The sequence below is a fragment of the Pseudomonas sp. ICMP 10191 genome (assembly GCF_001467335.1).
Taxonomy (GTDB): domain Bacteria; phylum Pseudomonadota; class Gammaproteobacteria; order Pseudomonadales; family Pseudomonadaceae; genus Aquipseudomonas; species Aquipseudomonas cerasi.
Genome location: NZ_LKGW01000079.1, coordinates 14,186 through 33,182 on the forward strand (window position 1 = coordinate 14,186; position 18,997 = coordinate 33,182).

Annotated in this window: 12 protein-coding genes and 2 tRNA genes; 12 read left to right on the forward strand and 2 right to left on the reverse strand. The window is 60.1% G+C overall.

The window, feature by feature from the left end; all coding sequences use genetic code 11:
- Window positions 1-48 precede the first annotated feature (48 nt).
- The 3 genes from AO388_RS07255 to AO388_RS07265 all read left to right on the forward strand — a co-directional run bounded on the left by AO388_RS07255 (window position 49) and on the right by AO388_RS07265 (window position 4,688).
- Entirely contained in the window at window positions 49-1,236 is a 1,188-nt protein-coding gene (locus AO388_RS07255; protein ID WP_024663641.1) for an ATP phosphoribosyltransferase regulatory subunit, read from the forward strand.
- Between the two features lie 54 nt (window positions 1,237-1,290).
- A complete protein-coding gene (locus tag AO388_RS07260; RefSeq protein ID WP_003366319.1) occupies window positions 1,291-2,583 on the forward strand; it encodes an adenylosuccinate synthase in 1,293 nt (430 codons plus the stop codon).
- A 170-nt stretch (window positions 2,584-2,753) separates the two neighbouring features.
- A complete protein-coding gene (locus AO388_RS07265) occupies window positions 2,754-4,688 on the forward strand; it encodes a methyl-accepting chemotaxis protein (RefSeq protein ID WP_058416242.1) in 1,935 nt (644 codons plus the stop codon).
- Between the two features lie 293 nt (window positions 4,689-4,981).
- On the opposite strand, the gene AO388_RS07270 is transcribed toward AO388_RS07265, so the two are convergent.
- Window positions 4,982-5,068 (reverse strand) — tRNA-Leu (locus AO388_RS07270).
- Between the two features lie 160 nt (window positions 5,069-5,228).
- A tRNA-Leu gene (locus AO388_RS07275) sits at window positions 5,229-5,315 on the reverse strand.
- A gap of 225 nt (window positions 5,316-5,540) precedes the next feature.
- Between AO388_RS07275 and rnr the strand changes: the two genes are divergently transcribed.
- The 9 genes from rnr (at window position 5,541) to AO388_RS07320 (ending at window position 18,941) form a co-directional block, all read left to right on the forward strand.
- Entirely contained in the window at window positions 5,541-8,174 is a 2,634-nt protein-coding gene (gene rnr, locus AO388_RS07280; protein WP_054081312.1) for a ribonuclease R, read from the forward strand.
- Window positions 8,171-8,932, forward strand: coding sequence for a 23S rRNA (guanosine(2251)-2'-O)-methyltransferase RlmB (gene rlmB / locus AO388_RS07285; protein ID WP_003317206.1), 762 nt, complete (start codon window positions 8,171-8,173; stop codon window positions 8,930-8,932). Before rnr ends, rlmB begins: the two co-directional genes overlap by 4 nt.
- 214 nt (window positions 8,933-9,146) lie before the next feature.
- Window positions 9,147-9,572, forward strand: a complete 426-nt coding sequence (gene rpsF / locus AO388_RS07290) for a 30S ribosomal protein S6 (protein WP_002551828.1) — start codon at window positions 9,147-9,149, stop codon at window positions 9,570-9,572.
- Window positions 9,573-9,600: 28 nt separating this feature from the next.
- On the forward strand, window positions 9,601-9,831 hold the full coding sequence (gene rpsR, locus AO388_RS07295; protein ID WP_002551829.1) for a 30S ribosomal protein S18: 231 nt from the start codon (window positions 9,601-9,603) through the stop codon (window positions 9,829-9,831).
- Window positions 9,832-9,870: 39 nt separating this feature from the next.
- Entirely contained in the window at window positions 9,871-10,767 is an 897-nt protein-coding gene (locus AO388_RS07300; protein ID WP_003366336.1) for a hypothetical protein, read from the forward strand.
- Window positions 10,768-10,786: 19 nt separating this feature from the next.
- Window positions 10,787-11,233 (forward strand): 50S ribosomal protein L9, encoded by a 447-nt coding sequence (gene rplI / locus AO388_RS07305; protein WP_003317208.1) that lies wholly within the window; start codon window positions 10,787-10,789, stop codon window positions 11,231-11,233.
- A gap of 123 nt (window positions 11,234-11,356) precedes the next feature.
- Entirely contained in the window at window positions 11,357-12,751 is a 1,395-nt protein-coding gene (dnaB, locus tag AO388_RS07310) for a replicative DNA helicase (protein WP_003366338.1), read from the forward strand.
- 107 nt (window positions 12,752-12,858) lie between these two features.
- Window positions 12,859-15,168 (forward strand): YgiQ family radical SAM protein, encoded by a 2,310-nt coding sequence (locus AO388_RS07315; protein WP_003431932.1) that lies wholly within the window; start codon window positions 12,859-12,861, stop codon window positions 15,166-15,168.
- Window positions 15,169-15,662: 494 nt separating this feature from the next.
- Window positions 15,663-18,941: a transglutaminase family protein gene (locus AO388_RS07320; protein ID WP_058416243.1), complete on the forward strand. Its 3,279-nt coding sequence runs from the start codon at window positions 15,663-15,665 to the stop codon at window positions 18,939-18,941.
- Window positions 18,942-18,997 lie beyond the last annotated feature (56 nt).

The window sequence follows — 18,997 nt, forward strand, 5'->3', positions numbered from 1 at the left end:
CAAGGTCGGCCTGTAGGCTGGCCGCCTGGATCACAGGGGAATGGCGTAATGGCAACGGTCGACCGCTGGCTGCTACCAGATGGCATCGAAGAAGTACTGCCACCGGAAGCGGCGCGCATTGAAGTAGCGCGCCGTCAGGTGTTGGATCTGTTTCAGAGCTGGGGCTATGAGTTTGTCGTCACCCCGCATATCGAGTATCTCGAGTCGCTGCTGACTGGCGCGGGTTCGGATCTGGATCTGCGTACCTTCAAGGTTATTGACCCGCAATCGGGCCGGCAGATGGGCTTTCGCGCCGACATCACGCCACAGGTTGCACGTATCGATGCTCACACCCTGAAACGTGAAGGCCCGAGCCGTCTGTGCTACGCGGGCAGCGTTCTGCACGCTCAGCCGCGCGCGCTGTCGTCCTCGCGCAGCCCGATACAACTGGGTGCCGAACTTTACGGCGATGCGAGCCCGAGCAGCGACGTTGAAGTCATCAGCCTGATGCTGGCCATGCTGCAACTGGCCGATGTGCCGGATGTGCACATGGACCTCGGGCATGTCGGTATCTATCGCGGTCTGGCGCGTGCCGCCGGCCTGTCGGGTGAAGTCGAGCAGCAGCTGTTCGATGCACTGCAGCGCAAGGCCATCGATGAAGTGATTGCCCTCACCGCCGATCTGCCGCCAGAGCTGGCCGCCATGCTGCGCGCACTGGTTGATCTGTGCGGTGGTCGTGAGGTGCTGGACGCCGCACGCGATCGTCTGGCCGGCGCACCGGCGCCAGTGCTGGCCGCTCTGGACGACCTGCTGTCGATTGCCGAGCGTCTGGCTACGCGTTTCCCGCAGCTGCCGCTGTACTTTGATCTCGGCGAGCTGCGCGGTTACCACTACCACACCGGTGTGGTGTTCGCGGTGTTCGTGCCGGGCGTGGGCCAGTCGATCGCTCAGGGCGGTCGTTACGATGACATCGGTGCCGACTTCGGTCGTGCCCGTCCGGCGACCGGCTTTTCCACCGACCTGAAAACCCTGGTTACCCTGGGTCAGGCAGAAATCGTCTTACCGTCTGGTGGCATCTGGGTGCCGGACAGTACGGATGCGGCACTCTGGCAGATGGTTTGCCAGTTGCGCAGTGAAGGTCAGCGTGTGGTTCAGGCGTTGCCTGGGCAGCAGGCGAGCGCCGCGCGTGAAGCCGACTGTGACCGGCAATTGATTCAGCATGGCGAGCACTGGCAGGTAATGCCGCTGGCTTCTTGAGTATTCCTGCCGGCCGCCGCCGGCACCAAGTTTGCGTGAATGAGGACAAGTGTTATGGGTAAGAATGTCGTAGTCCTGGGCACTCAATGGGGTGATGAGGGCAAAGGCAAGATCGTTGATCTGCTGACCGAACATGCTACCGCCGTAGTTCGCTATCAGGGTGGCCACAACGCCGGCCACACACTGGTGATCGACGGTGAGAAAACCGTATTGCACCTGATTCCGTCCGGTGTGCTGCGCGAAGGCGTGCAGTGCCTGATCGGTAACGGTGTGGTGGTTGCTCCCGACGCGCTCCTGCGCGAAATCGTCAAGCTGGAAGAGAAAGGCATTCCGGTGCGTGAGCGTCTGCGCATCAGCCCGTCCTGCCCGCTGATCCTGTCGTACCACGTGGCACTCGACCAGGCGCGTGAAAAAGCCCGCGGCGAGTTCAAGATCGGCACCACCGGTCGTGGTATCGGCCCGGCCTACGAAGACAAGGTCGCACGTCGCGGTCTGCGTATCGGCGACCTGTTCCATCGTGAGCGCTTCGCCGCCAAGCTGGGCGAACTGCTCGACTACCACAACTTCGTGCTGGTCAATTACTACAAAGAGCCTGCCATCGACTTCCAGAAGACGCTCGACGAGTGCATGGAATACGCCGACATGCTCAAGCCGCTGATGCTCGACGTCACCGCTGCGCTGCATGAGATGCGTCGCGACGGCAAGGACATCATGTTCGAAGGTGCCCAGGGTTCGCTGCTGGACATCGACCACGGTACCTACCCGTACGTCACCAGCTCCAACACCACGGCGGGCGGCATTGCCACCGGTTCCGGTTTTGGGCCGATGTACCTGGATTACATCCTGGGCATCACCAAGGCCTACACCACGCGCGTGGGTTCGGGTCCTTTCCCGACTGAGCTGTTCGATGACGTCGGTGCCTTCCTGGCCAAGCGTGGTCATGAGTTCGGTGCCACCACCGGTCGTGCACGCCGTTGCGGCTGGTTCGACGCCGTCATCCTGCGTCGCGCCATCGAAATCAACAGCATCTCGGGCCTGTGCCTGACCAAGCTGGACGTGCTCGACGGTCTGGAAACCATCAACATCTGTGTGGGCTACGAGAACGAAGAGGGTGCCGTCATCGACGCGCCTACCGACGCTGACAGCTATCTGGGCCTGCGTCCGGTCTACGAGCAGATGCCAGGCTGGAGCGAATCCACGCTGGGTGCCAAGACCCTCGAAGAGCTGCCTGCTGCCGCTCGCGCTTACATCAAGCGTGTTGAAGAGCTGGTGGGTGCGCCTATCGACATCATTTCGACCGGTCCTGACCGCAACGAAACCATCGTGCTGCGTCATCCGTTCGGCTGATACGTCACCGAGCTGTGCCAAAAAGGGTCGCATGTGCGGCCCTTTTTATTGTCGCACCAACGGCAGGGAAGCTCAGAAAAGTGAGACTTGTGTCACGGCACGGCGCTTGCTACAAAGATGACAGAAAAGTGCCATCATTTTAATGGCGCTGAGGGTGGAGGGATTCTCCTGTGTCTGCTGTCTTATCTCTATTGCAAAGCCGTCTGCTGCGCCCGGTCTTCATTGCGCTGGGTATCGCTCTTTTGGTGCAGGTGGTGGTGGCGGTTGCGCTTACCCGGAGCACAGTCACTGCGCTTGAGGCCGATCTCGCCAACCGCCTGGGGGTAGATTCGCAACATCTGTCCTCAGAGCTGGAGTCGGCGAGTAGCGAAGTGACATCGAGCCTCGATGCATTGTCAGCCAGCACTCGACAGCGCCTGAGCGTCGGGCTCTCTACCCGTCTGAAGGAAGAGCAGGCTCAACTGCGTGCCACGCTGGAAAAAGACCTGCGCGAGTCCGCGACCGACATGGCCGAATTGCTGGCTGCCGTTGCTCCGCGTGCCATGTGGGACAACGACACGCCAACGCTTTCCGAATTCGCACGCCGTGCCCAGCGCAATCCCAACGTACTGTTCGTCGTTTATGACGACGCCGCAGGTGAGCACCTCACGCGTTACATGAACCGTGACAATCCGCTGGTCAAGGCTCTTTTGGCCAAGGGCGAAGGCGAGCGGGCGATGGACAAGGTCCTCAATGCGGCGAAAAGCGACCCTTCGGTGTATTACGTCGAGGCATCCATCAGCCCTAACGGCGTAGAGATCGGCAAGGTGCGCATGGGTGTGTCCACGGCAACGGTCGAAGAGAATCTTACTGCCCTGGACAAGCGTTTCGCGACCCTGATCACCAGTGGTGAGCAGTTGGTGTCTGACAGCCTTGCCAGTGCCTCGAAGGACAGCTCTGCCGCGCTACGCACGCGCCTGCAGTCGGCTCAGGCGGCGGGAGCGGCAATGACCGCCAACACGCGTGTGGCGGTTCAGGAAGCTGCCGAAACGCTGCGCTGGAGAATCGGCATGGGTCTGGCCCTGGTCGGCCTGGGTGTATTGTTGTTACTGGCGGTGGTGCTCGGGCGTCGGGTCGTCAGCAAGCTGCATCTGCTGATCGCGGCACTCAATGACCTGGCGGCGGGCGAGGGCGATCTGACCAAGCGCGTCAAGCTGGACAGCAACGACGAGATTGGCGACATGTCGGCGGCGGTCAACCGCTTCATCGACAAGTTGCAGCCTATCGTTCGTGAGGCGGGCGAGGTGGCGCAGCGCACCGGGCAGGAAATCGGTGTCATGAGCGAGCGTAACGCCGGTGCCGATGCGGCGGCCGAATTGCAGCGGGACCAAGTGGCGGCCAGTCTGAAAGCGCTGGAGCAGATGGCCGACGAGGCGCAGTCGGAAAGCCAGGCGATGCAGGCAGCCTTGCGTCAGGTGATCGATATCAAACAGGCAACCGATGAAAACACCCGCACGTCCAATCAGGTCGGCGGTTTGATCGAGGCGCTGGCCGGGCAGGTTGAAACCGGTGCGCAGGTCATTGAGCGTCTGGCGCAGCAAAGCCAGCAGATCGAGGTCGTGCTGGAAGTTATCCACGGTATTGCCGAGCAAACCAACTTGCTCGCACTCAACGCAGCCATTGAAGCCGCACGCGCGGGTGAAACGGGCAGGGGCTTTGCCGTGGTGGCTGACGAAGTGCGGGCGCTGGCCAGCAAGACGCAAAGCTCGACGGGTGATATTCAGGAACACATCGTGGCCTTACAGCGCGGTGCAAAAGAAGCGGTGGCCGCCATCGGCATCGCTGGCCGACAGGCCAAGGAAGGGCTGGAGGTATTACGCGACAGCGCCAAGCGGCAGCAGACCGTGCAGGCCTCCGTCGAGCAGGTGCATGCGGCCATTGGTCTGGCGACCAAGGCGGCCGTTCATCAGGCTGAAGGTGCCCAGGCGGTGCGCGGTCGGGTAGAGGTGATCCATGCTCAGGCCGAGCGTGCTGCCAAGGCTGTGGTGGAAACAACCGCCAGTGGCAAAGTGCTCAACGGACTGGCTGCGCAGTTGAAGGCGAGCCTGGGGCAATTCAGGGCTTGAGGCTTTCGTAGGGCGCCACCTAATGTGGCGCTGTACACGCGCAGGGTCATAACACTTTCAGACCCCGGAAAGTTCAAACCACTGAAAGCACAAAACCGAGCCATTGGCTCGGGTTTTTNTTCACCATCTGGGCAGCATCAGCAGCGTCTGCGCCGTTGATGGGGCGCACTATACGGCGATCATTTTGCTCTGTAAACCCCTGTTTTGATTTAATAATCAAAACCTGAAAATGCAAAAACCCGCTTTCGCGGGTTTTTGTGAGGCTTGAGACTGTTGTAGTCTGTTGCCTGAATTGGTGCCCAGAAGAAGACTCGAACTTCCACGACCTTGCGGTCACCAGCACCTGAAGCTGGCGTGTCTACCAATTTCACCATCTGGGCAGCATCAGCAGCGTCTGCGCCGTTGATGGGGCGCACTATACGGCGATCATTTTGCTCTGTAAACCCCTGTTTTGATTTAATAATCAAAACCTGAAAATGCAAAAACCCGCTTTCGCGGGTTTTTGTGAGGCTTGAGACTGTTGTAGTCTGTTGCCTGAATTGGTGCCCAGAAGAAGACTCGAACTTCCACGACCTTGCGGTCACCAGCACCTGAAGCTGGCGTGTCTACCAATTTCACCATCTGGGCAGTATCGGAAGGCATCAACCTGCCGATGGCGCGCACTATACGGAGCGCCTTTTAGGCTGTAAAGCCCGGCAGTGCAAAAAACTCGAAAAAAATCGCGGACGGCGTGTTTCGGGTGTTTCAGCGGGGTTGAGCAGGCTTTTTGTCGAGTGGTTTGAGCGTGAAATTTCCCGTTTCATGAGGTCTATGCCAAACTAACCCCTATATATACAAGGTGAAAACTATCTAATGGCCGATTGGCAGTCCCTCGATCCCGAGGCCGCTCGTGAAGCGGAAAAATACGAAAACCCTATTCCCAGCCGCGAGCTGATCTTGCAGCACCTTGCTGAGCGCGGTTCGCCGGCCAGTCGCGAGCAACTGGTCGAAGAGTTCGGCCTGACCACCGAAGATCAATTCGAGGCTCTGCGCCGCCGCCTTCGGGCGATGGAGCGTGACGCCCAGTTGATCTACACCCGTCGCGGCACTTATGCACCGGTAGACAAGCTTGACCTGATCCTGGGTCGCATCTCCGGCCATCGCGACGGCTTCGGCTTTCTGGTGCCGGACGACGGCTCCGATGACCTGTTCATGAGCCCGGCGCAAATGCGTCTGGTATTCGACGGTGACCGGGCGCTGGCGCGTGTTTCCGGCCTTGACCGTCGCGGTCGTCGCGAAGGCGTTATTGTCGAAGTGATCTCGCGTGCTCACGAAACCATCGTTGGTCGCTACTTCGAAGAGAGCGGCATTGGTTTTGTTGTACCCGACAACCCGAAAATCCAGCAGGAAGTGCTGGTGACGCCGGGTCGCAACAACGGCGCCAAGATCGGTCAGTTTGTCGAGGTGAAAATCACCCATTGGCCGACGCCGCGCTTCCAGCCGCAAGGCGACGTGATCGAAGTGGTGGGCAACTACATGGCGCCCGGTATGGAGATCGATGTCGCGCTGCGTACCTACGATATCCCGCATGTTTGGCCCGAAGCAGTGCTCAAAGAGGCTGCCAAGCTCAAGCCGGAAGTCGAAGAGAAGGACAAGGAACACCGCGTCGATCTGCGCCATCTGCCGTTCGTGACCATCGACGGTGAAGATGCTCGCGACTTCGACGATGCGGTCTATTGCGAAGCCAAGCCGGGCAAGCTGCGTTTGTTCTCCGGTGGCTGGAAGCTCTACGTGGCGATTGCCGACGTATCGAGCTACGTGAAGATCGGCTCGGCGCTGGATGCAGAGTCCCAGGTGCGCGGCAACTCGGTGTATTTCCCCGAGCGCGTCGTGCCCATGCTGCCTGAGCAATTGTCCAACGGCCTCTGCTCGCTGAACCCGCATGTCGATCGTCTGGCCATGGTCTGCGAGATGACCATCTCCAAGACCGGCGAGATGACTGACTACGTGTTCTACGAAGGCATCATCCACTCTCACGCTCGCCTGACCTACAACAAGGTCAGCACGATTCTGGAGCAGCCGAAAACCGCTGAAGCCAAAAGCTTGCGTGGTGAATACGGCGATGTGGTGCCGCACCTCAAACAGCTTTATGCCATGTACAAGGTATTGCTGGGCGCGCGTCATGTGCGCGGTGCGATCGATTTCGAAACTCAGGAAACCCGGATCATCTTCGGTTCCGAGCGCAAGATTGCCGAAATCCGTCCGACCACTCGCAATGATGCCCACAAGCTGATCGAGGAATGCATGCTGGCCGCCAACGTGGCCACCGCGCAGTTCCTGAAGAAGCACGAAATTCCTGCGTTGTACCGCGTCCACGATGGTCCGCCGCCGGAGCGCCTGGAAAAACTGCGTGCGTTCCTCGGTGAGTTGGGCCTGACGTTGCATAAAGGCAAGGAAGGTCCGACACCAAAGGATTATCAGGCGCTGCTTGAAACCGTTCGTGATCGTCCTGACTACCACCTGATACAGACCGTGATGCTGCGTTCGTTGAGCCAGGCGGTCTACAGCTCGGACAACAACGGTCACTTCGGTCTGAATTACGAAGCGTACACGCACTTCACATCGCCGATCCGTCGTTATCCGGACCTGCTGACCCATCGTGCGATTCGCAGTGTCATTCGCTCCAAGCAGGATACGCCGCACGTTCGTCGTGCCGGCGCTGCCACGATCCCGAAGGCGCGCATCTACCCATACGACGACGCGCTGCTCGACCAGTTGGGCGAACAATGCTCGATGAGCGAACGCCGTGCCGACGAGGCTACGCGCGACGTGGTCAACTGGCTCAAGTGCGAATACATGAAGGATCGCGTCGGCGAGTCGTTCCCGGGCGTGATCACCGCTGTAACCGGCTTTGGTCTGTTCGTCGAGCTGACCGACATCTATGTCGAGGGCCTGGTCCACGTGACCGCCTTGCCGGGTGACTACTACCACTTCGATCCGCTGCACCACCGCCTTGCTGGCGAGCGTACCGGGCGTAACTTCCGCTTGGGCGACACCGTTGAAGTGCGTGTCATGCGCGTCGATCTGGATGAGCGCAAGATCGATTTCGAGATCTCCGAAGCAGCAGCGGCTGCAAAGCCGACGGCTCGCAAGCGTCGTGGTCATGACACCGCGGCACCTGCTGCCACGACCACGGCTGAGAAGGATAAGGCGCCTGCCAAGTCCGGACGCCGTAGCGCTTCGACCAAGGAAAGCAGCACCGAAGCGTATCGCCCGAGCGATGCCGCCGCGAAAAACGCAGAAGTGCGTAAAAGCCGCGAGCTGAAAAAAGCGCTTCTGGCAGACGCGAAGGGTGGTAGCAAGGCATCGTCGGGAAAGTCTGACAGGTCGGGTTCTGCGCCCTCATCGGGCAAACCGGCCAGCAAACACCGTAAAGGCTCGTCAAAAACGGGCTCCGCGCCAGCCGCGAAAAGCAGCGGCGCTCGTAAACCCAAGGCCAAGTCATGAGTCAGCTGGAAAAAATCTACGGCGTTCACGCCGTAGAAGCGTTACTTCGTCATCATCCAAAACGCGTCAAGCACATCTGGCTGGCCGAGGGTCGTAACGACCCTCGCGTCCAGACCCTGGTCGCACTGGCGGCCGAAAATCGCGTCACCATCGGGCAGGCCGAGCGCCGCGAAATGGATGCCTGGGTCGAAGGCGTGCATCAGGGTGTTGTTGCCGATGTCAGCCCGAGCCAGGTCTGGGGCGAGGCAATGCTCGACGAGCTGCTGGACCGCAGTGAAGGCTCGCCGCTGCTGTTGGTGCTGGACGGCGTGACCGATCCGCACAACCTTGGCGCCTGCCTGCGTACTGCCGATGCGGCAGGTGCGCTGGCGGTCATCGTGCCCAAGGACAAATCCGCAACCCTGACGCCAGCCGTGCGCAAGGTCGCCTGCGGTGCAGCCGAGGTCATTCCGCTCGTGGCAGTGACCAACCTGGCGCGTACTCTGGAAAAACTGCAGCAGCGCGGATTGTGGGTGGTCGGTACTGCGGGCGAGGCCGAGGTCGAGCTGTATCAGCAGGACCTGACCGGGCCGACCATTATCATCATGGGCGCGGAAGGCAAGGGCATGCGTCGCCTGACCCGTGAGCATTGTGATTATCTGGTGCGCCTGCCGATGGCGGGCAGTGTCAGCAGCCTCAACGTGTCGGTCGCGACTGGCGTGTGTCTGTTCGAAGCGCTGCGCCAGCGCAGTGTCAAGGCTGCCGGCAAAAAAGCCTGATTGCGGCTTCTGGCCAGAGTGAGCAGGTCGCGCCATGCGATCTGCTCATTAATTCACCAATTGCCTTGCGCCTCCCACGACCCTTCTCTACAATTGCGCCCCTTGCTGTCACGGCAGGCGCGCATGTGCCTGTCCCTGAGCAAGACCAACAGTGTCATTCACTCCTTGTCTGACCGCTATTTGAGCGGCAGGCTACAACCCGTAAGGAGCATTCATGCGTCATTACGAAATTATCTTTTTGGTCCACCCGGATCAAAGCGAGCAAGTCGGCGGCATGGTAGAGCGTTACACCAAGCTGATCGAAGAAGACGGCGGCAAAATCCACCGTCTGGAAGATTGGGGCCGTCGTCAACTGGCTTACGCAATCAACAATGTTCACAAGGCTCACTACGTGATGCTGAACGTTGAGTGCACTGGCAAGGCTCTGGCCGAGCTGGAAGACAACTTCCGTTACAACGATGCTGTGATCCGTAACCTGGTCATCCGTCGCGACGAAGCCGTAACCGGCCAGTCCGAGATGCTCAAGGCTGAAGAGAACCGCAGTGAGCGCCGTGAGCGTCGTGACCGTCCTGAGCACTCCGACAGCGCCGATGGCGATGACGGCGACAACAGCGACGTTAGCGATAACGCTGACGAGTAATCCACGGACCTTTTGAGGAGCCAATTACATGGCACGTTTCTTCCGTCGTCGTAAATTCTGCCGCTTCACCGCTGAAGACGTCAAAGAGATCGATTACAAAGATCTCAACACTCTGAAAGCCTACGTATCCGAGACCGGCAAAATCGTTCCAAGCCGTATCACTGGTACCAAAGCACGTTATCAGCGTCAGCTGGCCACCGCTATCAAGCGTGCCCGCTTCCTGGCCCTGCTGGCCTACACCGACAGCCACGGCCGCTGAGACCAGGTAGTCGACAAAACGTAACAAAGGATAGAAAGCATGCGTGCCCTGGCTGAATTCATCATGCGCGGCCGTATGCAGGCCACTCTCGTAGTGGCTGGATGTGCGGCATTGCCGCTGTTGTTCTGGTTGAGTGCTGCCGCAGGGTGCCTTGTGCTCCTGCGACGCGGGTTCAGTGATGCCGTTGGTGTCCTGTCCTGGGCTCTGCTGCCGGCTTTGGTCTGGTGGTATTTCGGTGAACCTCGTACAGCCATGGTGCTGGCGGGTTCACTGAGTTTGGCAATGGTTTTGCGTGCCAGCGAGTCCTGGGTCCGTGTGCTGCTGGTCAGCGTGGCATTGGGTGTGGTGTATGCAGTAATTCTGGGCACGGTTTTTCGCGAGCCTCTGGAAGCAATGTCGCAGGAGTTGCAGAAACATCTGCCGACAATGCTGGCCGGGCTCTACGAGCAGTTGAACGTAGAAGAGCGAGCGCGTCTGGGGGCACTGATTGCACCCGTCCTGAATGGCCTGATAGCGGCTGTGCTGCAAATCGTCAGTGTGCTGTGCCTGATTCTTGGGCGGTACTGGCAAGCGATGTTGTACAACCCTGGTGGTTTCGGGCGTGAATTTCGCGCCGTGAAACTCCCGCTGGTGCCGGCGTTGGTGCTGGTGGTGTGCATGCTGGTGGGGCCGAATTTCGGTCCGCAGATAGCGATGCTTACACCGCTGTGCAGCGTACCGCTGGTCTTTGCGGGCCTGGCCCTGATTCACGGTCTGGTCGCTGAAAAGCGTCTGTCCAGGTTCTGGCTGGTGGGGATGTACATCACGCTGCTGGTGTTCATGCAGCTGATTTATCCGTTGCTCGTGGTAATTGCCATTGTCGACAGCCTGATTGATTTTCGCGGTCGCCGGAGCTCGAAAGATCCCGGCAATGGTCCTGCGAACGGTGAAGGTTAAAAGTTAAGAGGATTTCCACATGCAACTGATCCTTCTGGAAAAAGTCGCCAACCTGGGCAACCTGGGCGACAAAGTAAACGTTAAGGCCGGCTACGGTCGTAACTACCTGCTGCCTTACGGCAAAGCAACCGCTGCAACCGCTGCCAACGTGGCTGCGTTTGAAGAGCGTCGTGCCGAGCTGGAAAAACTGGCTGCAGACAAGAAAGCATCTGCCGAAACTCGCGCTGCCCAACTGGCTGAGCTGGAAGTGACCATCACTGCCACTGCTGGTGACGAAGGCAAGCTGTTCGGTTCGATCGGCACCCACGACATCGCTGATGCACTGACCGCCTCCGGCGTTGAAGTTGCAAAAAGCGAAGTTCGTCTGCCGAACGGCACTATCCGCAACGTTGGTGAATTCGACGTAGCCGTGCACCTGCACAGCGACGTAGAAGCGACCGTACGCGTTGTCGTAGTGGCTGCTTAAGCAACACGTAATCGTCTGGCGGCATTGACGTCAGAGGATTAACATCGGGCACGATCCTGTTCACAGGTCGTGCCCTTTGTCTTTGTGCCATCCCCATTCTGCAAACCCCGAATTGAAGTGGCCATGAACGATATTTCCGCCCCCGAACAATACGATCTGCAAACCGCTGCCCTGAAAGTGCCGCCGCATTCCATCGAGGCCGAACAGGCTGTACTCGGTGGCTTGATGCTGGACAACAACGCCTGGGAGCGGGTGCTCGATCAAGTTTCCGATGGTGATTTCTATCGACATGACCACCGCCTGATATTCCGCGCCATCGCCCGCTTGGCCGACCAGAACAGCCCGATTGACGTGGTCACGCTGGCTGAACAGCTGGACAAGGAAGGGCAGACCTCGCAGGTAGGCGGCCTGGGCTACCTCAGTGAGCTGGCGAAAAACACGCCTTCTGTCGCCAACATCAAGGCTTATGCGCAGATCGTCCGGGCCCGGGCCACGCTGCGGCAATTGATCGGCATCAGTACCGAAATCGCCGACAGTGCGTTCAACCCCGAAGGCCGGACCGCCGAAGAGATTCTTGACGAGGCTGAACGGCAGATCTTCCAGATCGCCGAAGCGCGCCCCAAGACTGGCGGCCCGGTCAGCGTCAATGACCTGCTGACCAAGGCCATCGACCGTATCGATACCCTGTTCAACAGCGACAACGCCATTACCGGTCTGTCGACCGGGTATACCGATCTCGATGAAAAAACCAGCGGATTGCAACCCGCCGACCTGATCATCGTTGCCGGACGTCCGTCGATGGGTAAGACCACCTTCGCCATGAACCTGGTCGAGAACGCAGTGCTGCGCAGTGACAAGGTGGTGCTGGTCTACTCGCTGGAGATGCCAGGCGAATCGCTGATCATGCGTATGTTGTCGTCGCTGGGGCGCATCGACCAGACCAAGGTGCGGGCCGGCCAGCTTGATGACGATGACTGGCCGCGTCTGACATCGGCGGTCAATCTGCTCAATGACCGCAAGCTGTTCATCGACGATACGGCCGGTATCAGCCCGTCTGAAATGCGCGCGCGGACGCGGCGGATCGTGCGTGAGCATGGCGACATCGCCATGATCATGATCGACTACCTGCAGCTGATGCAGATCCCTGGTTCCAGCGGTGATAACCGTACCAACGAGATTTCCGAGATCTCGCGCTCGTTGAAAGCGCTGGCCAAGGAATTCAACTGCCCGGTCATTGCCCTGTCGCAGCTCAACCGCTCTCTTGAACAGCGTCCCAACAAGCGCCCGATCAACTCCGACCTCCGGGAATCCGGAGCGATCGAGCAGGATGCCGACGTCATCATGTTCGTTTACCGGGACGAGGTGTATCACCCGGAAACCGAGCACAAGGGCATTGCCGAGATCATCATCGGCAAGCAGCGTAACGGCCCCATCGGCACCACGCGCCTGGCGTTCATCGGCAAATACACGCGCTTCGAGAACCTGGCGCCGGGCAGTTACAACTTCGACGACGATTGACTTCGGGTCGACTCCATCAAATCCGACCACCGTGGTCGGACTTGATCAAAAAATGTGCTATATTCCGCGCCCGCGATTTTTCCAACGTGCAAACGTAGGTCCTGAACATGCAATCAGCCAAGCCGTTATTTGACTATCCCAAGTACTGGGCCGAATGTTTCGGACCAGCACCTTTCCTGCCCATGAGCCGGGAAGAAATGGATCTGCTTGGCTGGGATTCCTGCGACATCATCATTGTTACCGGTGATGCGTACGTGGATCACCCGTCTTTCGGCATGGCGATCATCGGTCGTCTGCTCGAATCCCAGGGCTTCCGGGTCGGGATCATCGCGCAGCCCAACTGGCAGTCCAAGGACGACTTCATGAAGCTCGGCGAGCCGAATCTGTTTTTCGGTGTCGCTGCCGGCAACATGGACTCGATGATCAACCGCTATACCGCGGACAAGAAAATTCGCTCCGATGACGCCTATACCCCTGGCGGCATGGCTGGCAAGCGTCCGGACCGCGCAAGTCTGGTCTACAGCCAGCGCTGCAAGGAAGCCTACAAGCATGTACCGATCGTGCTGGGCGGCATCGAGGCTTCGCTGCGCCGAATCGCGCACTATGACTATTGGCAGGACAAGGTTCGCAACTCGATCCTGATTGACGCCTGCGCCGACATCCTGCTGTACGGCAATGCCGAACGCGCGATCGTCGAAGTCGCCCAGCGTCTGTCCTACGGCCACAAGATCGAAGACATCACCGACGTGCGCGGTACGGCGTTCATTCGTCGTGACACGCCGCAGGGCTGGTATGAGGTCGACTCCACGCGTATCGACCGTCCGGGCAAAGTCGACAAGATCATCAACCCGTACGTCAACACCCAGGACACGCAGGCCTGCGCCATCGAGCAGGAAAAAGGCAACGTCGAGGACCCCAACGAAGCCAAGGTGGTGCAGATTCTCGCCAGCCCGCGCATGACCCGCGACAAGACGGTCATCCGCCTGCCATCGGTGGAAAAGGTCCGTAACGACGCTGTGCTGTATGCCCACGCCAACCGCGTGTTGCACCTGGAGACCAACCCGGGCAACGCTCGCGCGCTGGTGCAAAAACATGGCGACGTGGACGTCTGGTTCAACCCGCCGCCCATTCCGATGACCACTGAAGAAATGGACTACGTGTTTGGCATGCCTTACGCGCGCGTCCCGCATCCTGCGTACGGCAAGGAAAAGATCCCTGCCTACGACATGATTCGTTTCTCGGTGAACATCATGCGTGGCTGCTTCGGCGGCTGCACCTTCTGCTCGATCACCGAGCACGAAGGGCGGATTATTCAGAACCGCTCCGAAGAGTCGATCATTCGCGAAATCGAAGAAATCCGCGACAAGGTGCCGGGCTTTACCGGGGTTATTTCCGACCTGGGCGGGCCGACCGCGAACATGTATCGCATCGCCTGCAAAAGCCCGGAGATCGAGTCGGCCTGCCGCAAGCCGTCCTGCGTATTCCCGGGTATCTGCCCGAACCTGAATACCGATCACTCGTCGCTGATCCAGCTGTATCGCAGCGCGCGCGCCTTGCCGGGCGTGAAAAAGATCCTGATCGCCTCCGGCCTGCGCTACGACCTCGCGGTCGAGTCGCCGGAGTATGTCAAGGAACTGGTTACTCACCACGTAGGTGGTTACCTGAAGATCGCCCCGGAACACACCGAGGAAGGTCCGCTCAACCAGATGATGAAGCCGGGCATTGGCAGCTATGACAAGTTCAAGCGCATGTTCGAGAAGTACACCAAGGAAGCCGGCAAGGAGCAGTACCTGATTCCTTACTTCATCGCCGCCCACCCGGGCACCACCGATGAAGACATGATGAACCTGGCGCTGTGGCTCAAGGGCAATGGTTTCCGCGCGGACCAGGTGCAGGCGTTCTACCCGTCGCCGATGGCCACGGCCACCGCCATGTACCACTCGGGCAAGAACCCGCTGCGCAAGGTCACCTACAAGAGTGATGCGGTCACCATCGTGAAAAGCGAAGCGCAGCGTCGTTTGCACAAGGCTTTCCTGCGCTATCACGACCCGAAAGGCTGGCCGATGCTGCGTGAGGCACTGGAACGCATGGGCCGTGCCGACCTGATCGGGCCGGGCAAGGATCAACTGATCCCGTTGCATCAGCCGGCTACTGACAGCTACCAGAGTGCGCGTCGCAAGAACTCGACACCGGCGGGCAGCCACAAGGTTGCGAAAAATGCCAAGACCACGCTGATCCAGACCCAGCACACCGGCCTGCCGCCACGCGGGAGCGATGGCAGCAAGCCGTGGGACAAGCGCGAAGAGGCCAAGGCTGCCGCCATGGCGCGCAACAAGCAGGCCGCCAAGGAGCGCATGGATGCAGCCAAGGGCAAAGGCACCAAACCGCCCAAGCGCAAGCCAGTAGTGCCACGCTAAGGCGAGGTATCCGCGCAGACGCAGAGCGTCGCACGATAGTTGGTATTATCGTTCCTCGTTCTGTGGGTGTACCTATCATGTGCTCGTGTGCTGATAGTGCCGGAAATGTAGCGTCGGGCAGTGCTGAAAACCCACCTGCAATCCCTTGTGGGAGCGAGCTTGCTCGCGAAAGCGGTGGTTCAGTGATGACGCCTTCGCGAGCAAGCTCGCTCCCACGGGGTGGGAATGCCTTGGGTGAAGCTGCGCGTCTTACACCTGCAACGCGCCGCATGCGTATCCAAACGCCTTCACAATTCTTCACCCCCCACTCAATCCCTCTGCCACACTGTCTGCCTTATTACTGTGCGACCCTTGCACCGTTGGCTTCGGCCGGCACGATTTTGGTGCTGCGCCTTTTCAGGCGGGGAATGCCACTCTCGTTGGCGCACGACTTTGACCGGATGGCATAAGTCTTGCGCGGCTCAATTACCGTTCAGGCTCGCAGGAGGCACGCCGTGTCGATTCATATTGCCTTGCACCATGTCACGCACTATCACTACGACCGCGCGGTCGAACTGGGTCCGCAGATCGTTCGCCTGCGTCCGGCCGCCCATAGCCGCACACGCGTGCTGTCTTATTCGCTGAAAGTCCTGCCTGAAAACCATTTCATCAACTGGCAGCAGGACCCTCAAGGCAATTACCTCGCGCGTCTGGTCTTCCCGGAAAAGACCGACGAATTCCGTGTCGAAGTCGATCTGGTCGCCGAGATGGCGGTGTTCAATCCGTTCGACTTCTTCCTGGAGCCCTACGCCGAGAATATTCCGTTCACCTACGCCAGCGAAGAGCAGCGCGAGCTGGCGCCGTACCTCGAAAAACTGCCGCTGACCCCGAGATTTCAGGCGTATCTGGACAGCATCAGTCGCAAGCCGATTCCGGCCATCGACTTCCTGGTCGGCCTCAACCAGCGCCTGAGTCAGGACGTCGCCTACCTGATCCGCATGGAGCCCGGCGTTCAGACCCCGGAATTCACCCTGGAAAACGCATCGGGCTCGTGCCGCGACTCCGCATGGCTGCTCGTGCAGCTATTGCGTCATCTGGGCATGGCGGCGCGCTTTGTGTCGGGCTACCTCATTCAGCTCAAGGCCGATGTCGAGGCGCTCGACGGGCCGTCCGGTACGGATGTCGACTTCACCGACCTGCACGCCTGGTGCGAGGTCTATCTGCCGGGCGCAGGCTGGGTCGGGCTGGACGCCACGTCCGGCCTGTTCGCTGGCGAAGGACACATTCCTCTGGCGTGCAGCCCCGAGCCTTCCTCGGCAGCACCGATCAGTGGTCTGGTCGAGCCGTGCGAAACCGATTTCAGCCACGAAATGTCGGTCGAACGCATCTGGGAGGCGCCGCGCGTCACCAAGCCTTACACCGAAGCGCAATGGCAGGACATTCAGGCGCTTGGTCGACAGATCGACGCCGATCTGCTGCGCGACGATGTGCGTCTGACCATGGGCGGCGAGCCGACCTTCGTGTCCATCGACGACCGCGATGGCGCCGAATGGAACACCGCCGCGCTGGGGCCGCGCAAGCGCGAGCTGTCCGCCGAGCTGTTCCAGCGCATGCGCGGGCATTACGCGCCGCTGGGCATCGTGCATTTCGGGCAAGGCAAATGGTATCCGGGTGAGCAGTTGCCGCGCTGGTCGCTGAACTGCTTCTGGCGCAAGGACGGCCAGCCGGTGTGGCGCAATAATGCGCTGATCGCCGATGAAACCCGTGACTACGGTGCTACGGGCGAACTGGCAGGGCGTTTTCTCGCCAGTGTTGCCGAGCGCCTGAAGCTGCCGGCCCGCTTCGTTTTCCCGGCTTACGAAGACAATTTCTACTACTTGTGGCGCGAAGGCGCATTGCCGGTCAACGTCACCGCCGAAGATTCGCGGCTGGGTGACGAGCTGGAGCGGGCCCGTCTGCGCAAGGTCTTCGCTCAGGGGCTGGACAAGATGATCGGTCAGGTTCTGCCGCTGGCTCGCAACGCGGACGGTGACAGCTGGCAGAGTGGCCGCTGGTACTTGCGTGACGAGCATTGCCGTCTGGTGCCGGGGGATTCTGCGCTGGGCTATCGATTGCCGCTGGCGTCGCAGCCTTGGGTCAAGGCGGCGGAATACCCGTTCATTCATCCGACCGACCATAACCAGGACTTCCCCGAACTGGCCGACAGCGACTCGTTGACCTCAGCGCTCAAGTCCACAGACACGGACGCCGAGCGCCCGCCGAAGATCGACGAGTCGGCCGACTGGCTGACCCGCACGGCGCTGTGTGCCGAAGCGCGCGAGGGGCGGCTGTACCTGTTCATGCCGCCGCTGCAAAAGCTTGAGGAATACCTTGAACTGGTGGCGGTGATCGAGGCGACTGCAGAGGAACTGCAGTGCCCGATCCTGCTGGAAGGCTACGAACCGCCGAGCGATCCGCGGCTGTGCAATTTCCGGATCACGCCGGACCCCGGTGTGATCGAGGTCAACGTGCAGCCTTCGGCGAGCTGGGACGAACTGGTCGAGCGCACCGAGTTTCTCTATGAACAGGCGCGCCTCACGCGTCTGACCACCGAGAAGTTCATGATCGACGGCCGTCATACTGGCACCGGCGGGGGCAACCATTTCGTGCTGGGCGGCGCGACGCCGGCAGATTCGCCGTTTCTGCGGCGTCCGGACCTGCTGCGCAGCCTGATCAGCTACTGGCACAACCATCCTTCGCTGTCGTACCTGTTTTCCGGCCTGTTCATCGGCCCGACGTCTCAGGCACCGCGCATCGACGAAGCGCGCAATGACTCGCTCTACGAGATGGAAATCGCTTTTGCACAGATGCCGAAGCCAGGCGAGCAGGTTGCGCCGTGGGTGGTGGACCGTCTGCTGCGTAACCTGCTGATTGACGTCACCGGCAATACTCACCGTGCCGAGTTCTGCATCGACAAGCTTTACTCGCCCGATGGCGCAACCGGACGCCTGGGGCTGCTCGAGCTGCGCGCCTTCGAGATGCCGCCGCATGCGCGCATGAGCCTGGCGCAACAGTTGCTGCTACGGGCGCTGGTGGCGCGCTTCTGGCGTGAACCCTACGCACCCGCGAAGCTGGCGCGCTGGGGCACGCAACTGCATGACCGCTTCATGCTGCCGCACTTCATCGAGCAGGATTTTGCCGATGTGGTCGCCGACCTCAACGCGGCAGGCTACCCGGTGCAGGCCGACTGGTTCTCTGCGCACCTGGAATTCCGCTTCCCGAAAGTGGGCGATTACGCCGTCAACGGCATCGAGCTGGAGCTGCGTCAGGCGCTGGAGCCCTGGCATGTCCTGGGTGAAGAAGGCTCGGCCGGCGGCGCGGTGCGCTACGTCGATTCATCGCTGGAGCGTCTGCAAGTGCATATCAGCGGGCTGCCACCGCAACGCTACGTGTTGACCTGTAACGGTGTCGCAGTGCCCCTGCAGCCGACCGGACGGGTCGGTGAGTTCGTCGCGGGTGTGCGTTATCGCGCCTGGCAGCCGGCCAATTGCCTGCAACCGACCATTGGCGTGCATGCGCCACTGGTTTTCGATCTGCTCGACACCTGGATGCACCGCTCTCTGGGTGGCTGCGAGTATCATGTCGCCCATCCGGGCGGCCGTAACTACGAAACCTTGCCGGTCAACGCCAACGAAGCGGAAAGCCGTCGCCTGTCACGTTTCTTCCGCATCGGCCACACCCCAGGCAAACTGGACGTTCCGTCGCTCAACATTAACGACGAGCTGCCGATGACGCTGGATATGCGTCTGCATTAAAAAAACAGTGGCTCTGTGCGTCAGATGCACACGGACGTGACATCTGACTGCACTAA

Excerpts from the sequence above, each read along its gene's own strand:
- AO388_RS07255 (WP_024663641.1), top strand. The coding sequence starts at position 49 with ATGGCAACGGTCGACCGCTGGCTGCTACCAGATGGCATCGAAGAAGTA.
- AO388_RS07260 (WP_003366319.1), top strand. The coding sequence starts at position 1,291 with ATGGGTAAGAATGTCGTAGTCCTGGGCACTCAATGGGGTGATGAGGGC.
- rnr (WP_054081312.1), top strand. The coding sequence starts at position 5,541 with ATGGCCGATTGGCAGTCCCTCGATCCCGAGGCCGCTCGTGAAGCGGAA.
- rlmB (WP_003317206.1), top strand. The coding sequence starts at position 8,171 with ATGAGTCAGCTGGAAAAAATCTACGGCGTTCACGCCGTAGAAGCGTTA.
- rpsF (WP_002551828.1), top strand. The coding sequence starts at position 9,147 with ATGCGTCATTACGAAATTATCTTTTTGGTCCACCCGGATCAAAGCGAG.
- rpsR (WP_002551829.1), top strand. The coding sequence starts at position 9,601 with ATGGCACGTTTCTTCCGTCGTCGTAAATTCTGCCGCTTCACCGCTGAA.
- AO388_RS07300 (WP_003366336.1), top strand. The coding sequence starts at position 9,871 with ATGCGTGCCCTGGCTGAATTCATCATGCGCGGCCGTATGCAGGCCACT.
- rplI (WP_003317208.1), top strand. The coding sequence starts at position 10,787 with ATGCAACTGATCCTTCTGGAAAAAGTCGCCAACCTGGGCAACCTGGGC.
- dnaB (WP_003366338.1), top strand. The coding sequence starts at position 11,357 with ATGAACGATATTTCCGCCCCCGAACAATACGATCTGCAAACCGCTGCC.
- AO388_RS07315 (WP_003431932.1), top strand. The coding sequence starts at position 12,859 with ATGCAATCAGCCAAGCCGTTATTTGACTATCCCAAGTACTGGGCCGAA.